7 protein-coding genes and 1 tRNA gene are annotated in these 7028 nt (G+C 50.1%); 2 read left to right on the top strand and 6 right to left on the bottom strand.

The features are described from left to right. Positions 1-1577, top strand: a 1577-nt coding sequence (locus ACNA05_RS07270; RefSeq protein WP_415810759.1) for a S41 family peptidase, incomplete at its 5' end; no start/stop codon positions are given. Between the two features lie 38 nt (positions 1578-1615). On the opposite strand, the gene ACNA05_RS07265 is transcribed toward ACNA05_RS07270, so the two are convergent. Then, positions 1616-2443, bottom strand: a complete 828-nt coding sequence (locus ACNA05_RS07265) for a thermonuclease family protein (protein ID WP_415810758.1) — start codon at positions 2441-2443, stop codon at positions 1616-1618. A 64-nt stretch (positions 2444-2507) separates the two neighbouring features. Between ACNA05_RS07265 and ACNA05_RS07260 the strand changes: the two genes are divergently transcribed. Beyond that, positions 2508-2581: transfer RNA gene (locus tag ACNA05_RS07260), tRNA-Arg, on the top strand. 90 nt (positions 2582-2671) lie between these two features. Here ACNA05_RS07260 and ACNA05_RS07255 read toward each other — a convergent pair. The 5 genes from ACNA05_RS07255 to ACNA05_RS07235 form a co-directional block, all read right to left on the bottom strand. Further along, on the bottom strand, positions 2672-3229 hold the full coding sequence (locus tag ACNA05_RS07255) for a cytochrome b (RefSeq protein WP_415810757.1): 558 nt from the start codon (positions 3227-3229) through the stop codon (positions 2672-2674). Positions 3230-3234: 5 nt separating this feature from the next. Beyond that, positions 3235-4017 carry a YceI family protein gene (locus tag ACNA05_RS07250; protein WP_415810756.1) on the bottom strand — a complete coding sequence of 261 codons (783 nt, stop codon included), beginning with the start codon at positions 4015-4017 and terminating at the stop codon, positions 3235-3237. Between the two features lie 65 nt (positions 4018-4082). After that, on the bottom strand, positions 4083-5381 hold the full coding sequence (locus ACNA05_RS07245) for a protein adenylyltransferase SelO family protein (RefSeq protein WP_415810775.1): 1299 nt from the start codon (positions 5379-5381) through the stop codon (positions 4083-4085). A 20-nt stretch (positions 5382-5401) separates the two neighbouring features. Further along, positions 5402-6370 (bottom strand): alpha/beta hydrolase, encoded by a 969-nt coding sequence (locus ACNA05_RS07240; RefSeq protein ID WP_415810755.1) that lies wholly within the window; start codon positions 6368-6370, stop codon positions 5402-5404. A 98-nt stretch (positions 6371-6468) separates the two neighbouring features. Next, complete coding sequence (locus ACNA05_RS07235) at positions 6469-7026, bottom strand: DUF924 family protein (protein ID WP_415810754.1); 558 nt, start codon at positions 7024-7026, stop codon at positions 6469-6471. Positions 7027-7028: the final 2 nt, after the last annotated feature.

Raw genomic sequence — 7028 nt, 5'->3', positions numbered from 1 at the left:
CTCCACCCCCTCCTCCCCCGCCGCCCGAAAGTACAGGGCCGACCTATATGGCGGGAACGTTTGAGGATTCGAGCACTTTCAAAAATCAATGCGAGGTTGTCCGAACGGGAACGGATTCCGAAGGAAATCCTTTTCCTGATCAATCAGGCTCAACATTGGAAGAAAACTTCTGGCTTAGATCTTGGTCGCATGAAACCTATCTCTGGAACCGGGAAATTGAGGACCAAGATCCCGGTGATTTCAATTCACCCGTTGCTTACTTCCCTGAGCTAAAAACATTCGAGCGAACGGCATCCGGGGAGTTCAAAGATGATTTTCACTTTAGCCAACCCACCTCAGAATTTTTAGAGCAACGGAACAACGAACCGAGTTCAGGATATGGCGCACGCTTTATTGCGGTAAACGGGCAAAATACCCCGCCTCGCGACTTCCGTGTCTTATATACAGAAAGCGATTCTCCGGCCTCCGACGTTGTAAACGGTCAGGTTAATTTTCCGCGCGGGACTAAAATTCTGGAAGTTGACGGCGTCAGCGCGGTTAACAGTAATGACGTCGATGCCCTCAACAACGGCCTTTTCCCAAGCACAGCTGGGGAAACCCACACCTTTGTTGTTCAAGATGTAGGGTCAACTTCCTCGCGAACCATTACGCTTACATCAGAGGATATCGCTCCCAAACCCGTGAACCGAACAAAAGTTCTGAATATGCCGAATGGCGACAAAGTTGGCTATATGTTGTTCAATACATTCAGCCCGTTTGCGTCCGAAAAATCTCTGGCGGATGCCTTTGCCAATTTGAGCGCACAAGGCATTGATGACCTGGTTCTGGACATGCGGTATAATGGCGGCGGGCTTCTCGCCGTTGCGGCGCAGCTCAGCTATATGGTGGCCGGCGACGCCAGAACGGACGGAAAGACCTTTGAGCTTCTACAATATAATGAAGACGCCATGGGGACGAACCCCACTAATGATAGCAACGAACAGGTCGAACCTATTCCTTTCATTGATGAAGGGGTCGGATTCTCCGTTCCGGAAGGTCAAAAGCTCAGCACGGTAAACCTGCCTCGTATATTTATCCTATCAACAGGCAATACATGTTCGGCGAGCGAAGCCGTCATAAATGGCCTTCGCGGCATTGATGTAGAAATCATCCTGATTGGCGACATAACCTGCGGCAAGCCTTATGGCTTCCTGCCGACCGGAAATTGCGGCGAAACTTATTATACCATCCAATTCCGCGGTATTAACGATAAAGGTTTTGGGGATTATTCTGACGGGTTTGTGCCGGAAGATAACAATTTCAATTTTGGTGAGCGTGTTAAAGGTTGCACGATTGGAGATGATATTGAAAACGAGCTCGGGGACACCAATGAAGCTCTGTTAGAGACAGCCCTATTTTATAGGGAGAATGGTAGTTGCCCCACAACATCAGGCGCGAAAATATCGCAGCAGGTTAACTCTAAAGTCCAATATAACTCGGAATTTGCGCTCATACCCCCTCAAGAGCGACCTGAACGTAGTGTTCTTATGAACAACCGGGATGTGACCTTACCGGATGGATATCGTTTTAAAAATTAGGTTTAGGGGGCTTTGGCCCCCTTTTTTACCCTATGGAATCAGCTCACATCACTTTGAATAAACTCTATGGCCTGCGGGTGGTCCAGCCAGATCACCGGGCCATTGTATAGCTCCACCCACCCCCTAACGCGGACGCGGCGCCCTTCCATATCGCCGAGATCAATTCCGGCCTTTTCAAATTTTCGTCGATCCCGCCGGGAAATTGAGACCGTGAAATCCGTTTTATAGTCAGAGCCAAAGTTCAGAAAGGTCATGCCCCGGACTTGCGCCGCCGAAATAATCAGACCCTCTATTATTTGAAAACTGTCGACATGTTGGGCCAAGGCATTAGGCGCGGGCGCTCTGACCTTAAAATCATCGCTTTGCCAGAGTCCCCGCCCGGCCCGGCGCGCCGTGCTTTCAATCTCTAATAAAGTCTCGATTTCCCAAGCCGTATCAGCATAGGACCTCACCCGACCATAGCCCAACCGCACCATTTCTGACTGCACCCATTGATCGGGAGAGCCGTCGGGCTGCAGGGTATAGACTTGCGCCAGAGCCCGGTCATAACGGTCTCGTTTCGGGCCCGTATAAGACAAGCCGATATTTCGCCCTTCCATGAGCGTTGCGAGAGCAGAGCTCGCCGCCTTGGCATACTCTTGTCCTATTTCTGGGGCGAAAATATTGGCTAAACGCACTTTGAGACCAGAGCCGAGAACAAAACTATCTCCGTCAATAACGCGAGCGAGTTTCCCGAAGTCTTCTAGCTCTAACGCCGTCTGGGCAGGTGCGCGGCCTGTCAGTAATAATGAACTACCCCCCAAAAGGACAGCTCTACGAGATAGGATATCTGGATCTTGCGCCAACACCCCCGAAATAAAGCGCATATTTGCGCCAGAGTCGACTCCGCCATTGGCGAGGCTATAGGATATTGATATGAGCTTCTCCGCAGTCCCCGTAGCTCAGTCGGATAGAGCGCAGGATTCCTAATCCTGAGGCCACTGGTTCGAATCCAGTCGGGGACGCGCGCAACGTCCACAATTGATGCGGGGCATCAATTGTAGTGGAGCGCCGAATGAGCAAAGCGAGTGAGGGTTTTAGAGCGCCCGAACAAGCTAGTCCCTTACGCGCGTCCAAGGCATCATTCGTACAAACACATTATCTTTATTGACAAAATGATGTTTCATCGCCGCTCCAAAGTGAAGCACAATAAGTCCAATGGTCAGCTTGCCGATATTGCTGTGCAGAAATTTGAACGTTTCTTCAAGTTGTTCGCCTTCAGGAATAAAAGGCAGGTCCGGCCAAGGTACAGTCCAGAAAAGCTCTGTCGGGATAGGTAACGGCGACGCACTGACCATCGCCCATCCTAATAAAGGCATTCCGATCATAATTCCGTAAAAGGCAAGATGCGTAAACTTCGCAGCAAACACCTCCCACTTTTCCATATCATTCGGCAATGACGGAGTCTTATGGAAGAGTCGCCAGACAAGACGAAAAATCGACAGAAGAAGCACCAAAATCCCGAAACTTTTATGGAGCTGATAAAGGGCAAACCGATTAGGCATATCAGGATTGGTCATGAGCAACCCAAAAATTATCAAGCCTATAATTAAAAACGCAATCGTCCAGTGAAGGACAATTGCGACATTAGAATAACGGGTTTGGGCCGCCATAGTTTTTATTGCTCTGGATCCGCTTCTGTTTCAGCTGTGCCTTCTTTCGCAAATTCCATCTCGATTGTAATTTCGACGTCATCACCAACATTTGGCGTATAAGCATCCACCCCGAAATCAGATCGTTTAATGTGTCCCGTCGCTGAGATACCAAACATATCAACTCCCGATTGGAAATTCTTACCAACCTTGGTCACTTTTCCTTTGAATGTCACGGGTTTCGTAACTTCTTTAATGGTCAAATCTCCTGTGACAGACCCGGACCCCAACAACGCCTGTTCAACGTCGGTACTGGTGAACGTAATCGTCGGATAAGTTTCAGCTTCAAAGAAATCCGCGCTCAACAAATGCTCGTCAAACTTTTCGACGCCGCTATCAATAGACTCCACGGGAATAGTTACATTCAAAGTCGACGCTTCCGGATTTTCATTATCGAAAACAATCGTGGCATCTGTTTCGCCCCACCTCAGGATTGGCTCGGAATAACCCTGATGGGAATAGCTAAAGGCAATATAAGCATGGCCTTGATCCTCAGTATAGGTCCCTGAAGGAAGGTCGGACAAATCGGCGCCGGGATCATCCATTTTACCTTTCATATCAGCAACAACTTTTTCCGTTGCGCTTTTGGCAGACTCGGTAGCCGAGGCAACAGCCGTTTTGGTTTCTTGCGCTGCCGCCGTTGCTGACTCCTTCACCTGTTCAGCCGTTTGATCGCCATCGGCACACCCAATAAGGGCAGTCGCCGCAATGAGCGCCGTCGTCGTATAAAAATATTTCATAGTCGTCATAATGTCTCTCCTGATTGATTAAATTACGGCCAAACGGCTCTATCGGGGTGTGCTCATTCGTTCCATTACAATGATGTCCGCTTAAAGCCGTTCAGCTTGCCCTCTAATAAACTCCAATCGTCACGGGTCGCAATTGGTTCCCATAATTCTCCGATTTCTTCGTAAATCAGCGTCGCTGGGCCCTCTTCTTTCGGCGGCTCTAACACAGTTTCATAACGGCTATAGTCTTCTCGCCAATCGTTAAAAGCTGCGCCGTAAATCTCTTTGTCAGAAGCGCCTCCCTGCCAGTCATGCCAGAAATGCGGCCAGCTCACTTGGCTCTCCTCCAGTAGGCGAAATGTGGAAAGGACGAACTCTGTATCCGCCTCCAAACCTTTGGGCCTCAGCGCTAAGCGGCGAAACACATGATCCCGAAGGGCTGTTTGATAAGCCGGCGCAAAGCTTTCGAGAGACTTTAAAAGACTTTGATCCTCTGTCACCAGAGACAGGCTTTGCGCCAATTGCGCAAGATTCCAATACATGGACTCAGGTTGCCGGGCGAAAGCGTAAAGTCCATTATGGTCGAAATAGGCCGCCGTCATGCCGGATTTCAAAGTCGGGAGAAAACGGTAGGGGCCATAATCAAAACTCTCTCCGGTAATATTCATATTATCCGTATTCATCACGCCATGAACAAAGCCGGCCGCCATCCACCCGGCGACCATGTCCGCACTTTTCAAACAAACCTGTTCCAATAATTCCGCGCCGTCTTGCGCGTCCGGATAAAAATGTTTGAGGCAATATTGAATGAGGTTTTCAATCGCCTCCCGGTCTGTAAAAAAGGCATGGCGTTGAAATGTGCCAAACCGAATGTGACTGTGATTGCAGCGCACCAAAACTGCCGAACGAGTTGGGGACGGCTCATCCCCGCGTATGAGCTCTTCGCCCGTCTCAATCAGGCTGAGACTGCGAGAGGTATTAACCCCTAAATGCTCCAGATAGCGTGTGGCGAGCACTTCTCGGACGCCGCCCAAAAGGGTGAGCCGCCCATCCCCGCGCCGGGAATAAGGCGTTTGTCCGGAGCCCTTTGTACCAAGATCCAAAAGCTTCCCCTGCGCGTCATAAAGCTGCGCATAGAGAAAGCCGCGCCCGTCTCCCAGGTCAGAATTATAATGCCGGAATTGATGGCCATGGTAGCGCATGGCCAAAGGCTCGCTCAGATTATCCGGTAGAGGCTCAAACCGTCCAAAATGGGCAATCCAGTCCTCTTCTTTTTGAGGCAAACCAAGGCCTTCCGCTAAGGGCCTATCTGCATATCGCAGGACTGTCTTTGGAAAATCAGCGGGTTTAACAGGGTCGTAAAACCTCTCACCCAGCTCATAAATCGCAGTGGCAGGACGGTAAGCTATACGGCTTCTCCCGCCATTTCGGTGATAGATTTAACAGGAGTATTAAAAGCGTAAGTACGGATAAATTCTGCTACATCCAGAGGAATTGTGCGTCCCTTTGGGAACACGCGCGAAAAGTTCAAAAATCCATGCGGCATGGCCTTCTCATGGTGATATTTCACCTTGACGCCATGGCACGACATGTTGTCAGCATAAAGCTTGCCTTCATCGCGCAGCGGATCGAGTCCGCAAGTCAGCACATATGCCGGCGGAAGGCCGCGAAGGTTCTTCTCAAATAACGGCGACAAGCGAGTTTCATTCGCGTTTGCTCCCGCCACATAATGTTCATTTATAAATTTAAGAGCCATAAAGCCAAATTGCAGCCAGTCCTGCGGGCCGGGTTTGGGCGGCTTGAAATCTGTGAGCTGCATCAGCGGATAAAGCAGGATCTGGGCGTGAAGATCATTACGATACTTCTGTGCCAGATAGGCGCTCATATTGCCGCCAGCGCTATCCCCGCCAATAGAAAGTGCCGCGGGGTCAATCCCATATGCATCTTTACCGCTTCCGGACAAAGCCCATTTCAACACGGTTTCGCAATCTATCGGACCTGCCGGGTAAGGATATTCCGGCGCGAGACGGTAATCCACCGATAGCACGCGCATATTCGCCCCATTGGCAATTCGCAGGGCGATCGCTTCATGGCTCTCTATAGAACAGGTAACAAACCCGCCGCCATGTAAATAAATCAGGGTCGGCCCCGCCACATCCTCTGCGCCGAACGGAATATAAAGCCGGACGGGTACATCGCAGCTCTCCCCCGGCACATTAAAATCCAGAATATCCTGCATCTTCGGCCCGGGATGGTCGAATTGATTGGTCAGCCGGCGGATATTATTGTGAATGGAATATATCTTGTCAGGATCGAATTTGAGGCGTTCGAACCTTTCGCGAAAATTATCAGCAAATTCTTTGGGACTGAACATAGGTTAGCTATACCGAAGAGGAGACAAGAGGCCTAGCGGCGTTTCGCATAGATTGTGATTTTGTAAGGCATTGCAACTCTGTACGTTTTCGCCCGTCATCACGGTGAATATCCGCCCTTAGCCAAAAACTGTTTTTCCTCGGCTGTGCTTTCGCGTTTCAAAATAGAGTTGCGGTGCGGAAAACGACCAAACCGCTCGATGAGCTTACGATGCTCTTTCGCGTGATGCAGGGTATTGTCATCCTCCAGACGAGAGTCGCAAAGAGAGACACATTTATTCTGGGCCGCCATATCCTCGGAATGCATGAACGGCATATAGACAAAGGCGCGGCGGCTCTGATCTATTTTCAAATCCCACCCTTTTTCCGTCATGCGTTCCGCTGCGCCCAAGGCATGGCCGTCCCAGGCAAACGCCCCCGGCGTGTCGCGATACATATTACGAGGGAACTGATCGAGAGCGATAATGAGAGCAAGAGAGCTTTCCACTTTCGCTTCCCATTCATGAGTCTTTTGAGCAGACAGAGAGGCGGCCAGTTGAGTTCCCGTCATTTCAAAACGCTGGCGAATTTCCGCATCAAAGGCAGAGGTCGCCTGAAACCAGTGTTTTTTTGGCGTCTCCTCAAACCAAAAAGAGAGAATATCATCAGGATTTTTCATGA

The organism is Litorimonas haliclonae, assembly GCF_965138505.1.
GTDB classification, from domain to species: Bacteria; Pseudomonadota; Alphaproteobacteria; order Caulobacterales; family Maricaulaceae; genus Litorimonas; species Litorimonas haliclonae.
Note: the sequence above shows the minus strand (reverse complement) of the source record. Positions and strands in the feature narration are given on the sequence as shown.

Bases quoted from the DNA above. Each gene is read 5' to 3' on its own strand.
- ACNA05_RS07255 (WP_415810757.1), bottom strand. From the start codon at position 3,229: ATGGCGGCCCAAACCCGTTATTCTAATGTCGCAATTGTCCTTCACTGG.
- ACNA05_RS07235 (WP_415810754.1), bottom strand. From the start codon at position 7,026: ATGAAAAATCCTGATGATATTCTCTCTTTTTGGTTTGAGGAGACGCCA.
- ACNA05_RS07240 (WP_415810755.1), bottom strand. From the start codon at position 6,370: ATGTTCAGTCCCAAAGAATTTGCTGATAATTTTCGCGAAAGGTTCGAA.
- ACNA05_RS07265 (WP_415810758.1), bottom strand. From the start codon at position 2,443: ATGCGCTTTATTTCGGGGGTGTTGGCGCAAGATCCAGATATCCTATCT.
- ACNA05_RS07250 (WP_415810756.1), bottom strand. From the start codon at position 4,017: ATGACGACTATGAAATATTTTTATACGACGACGGCGCTCATTGCGGCG.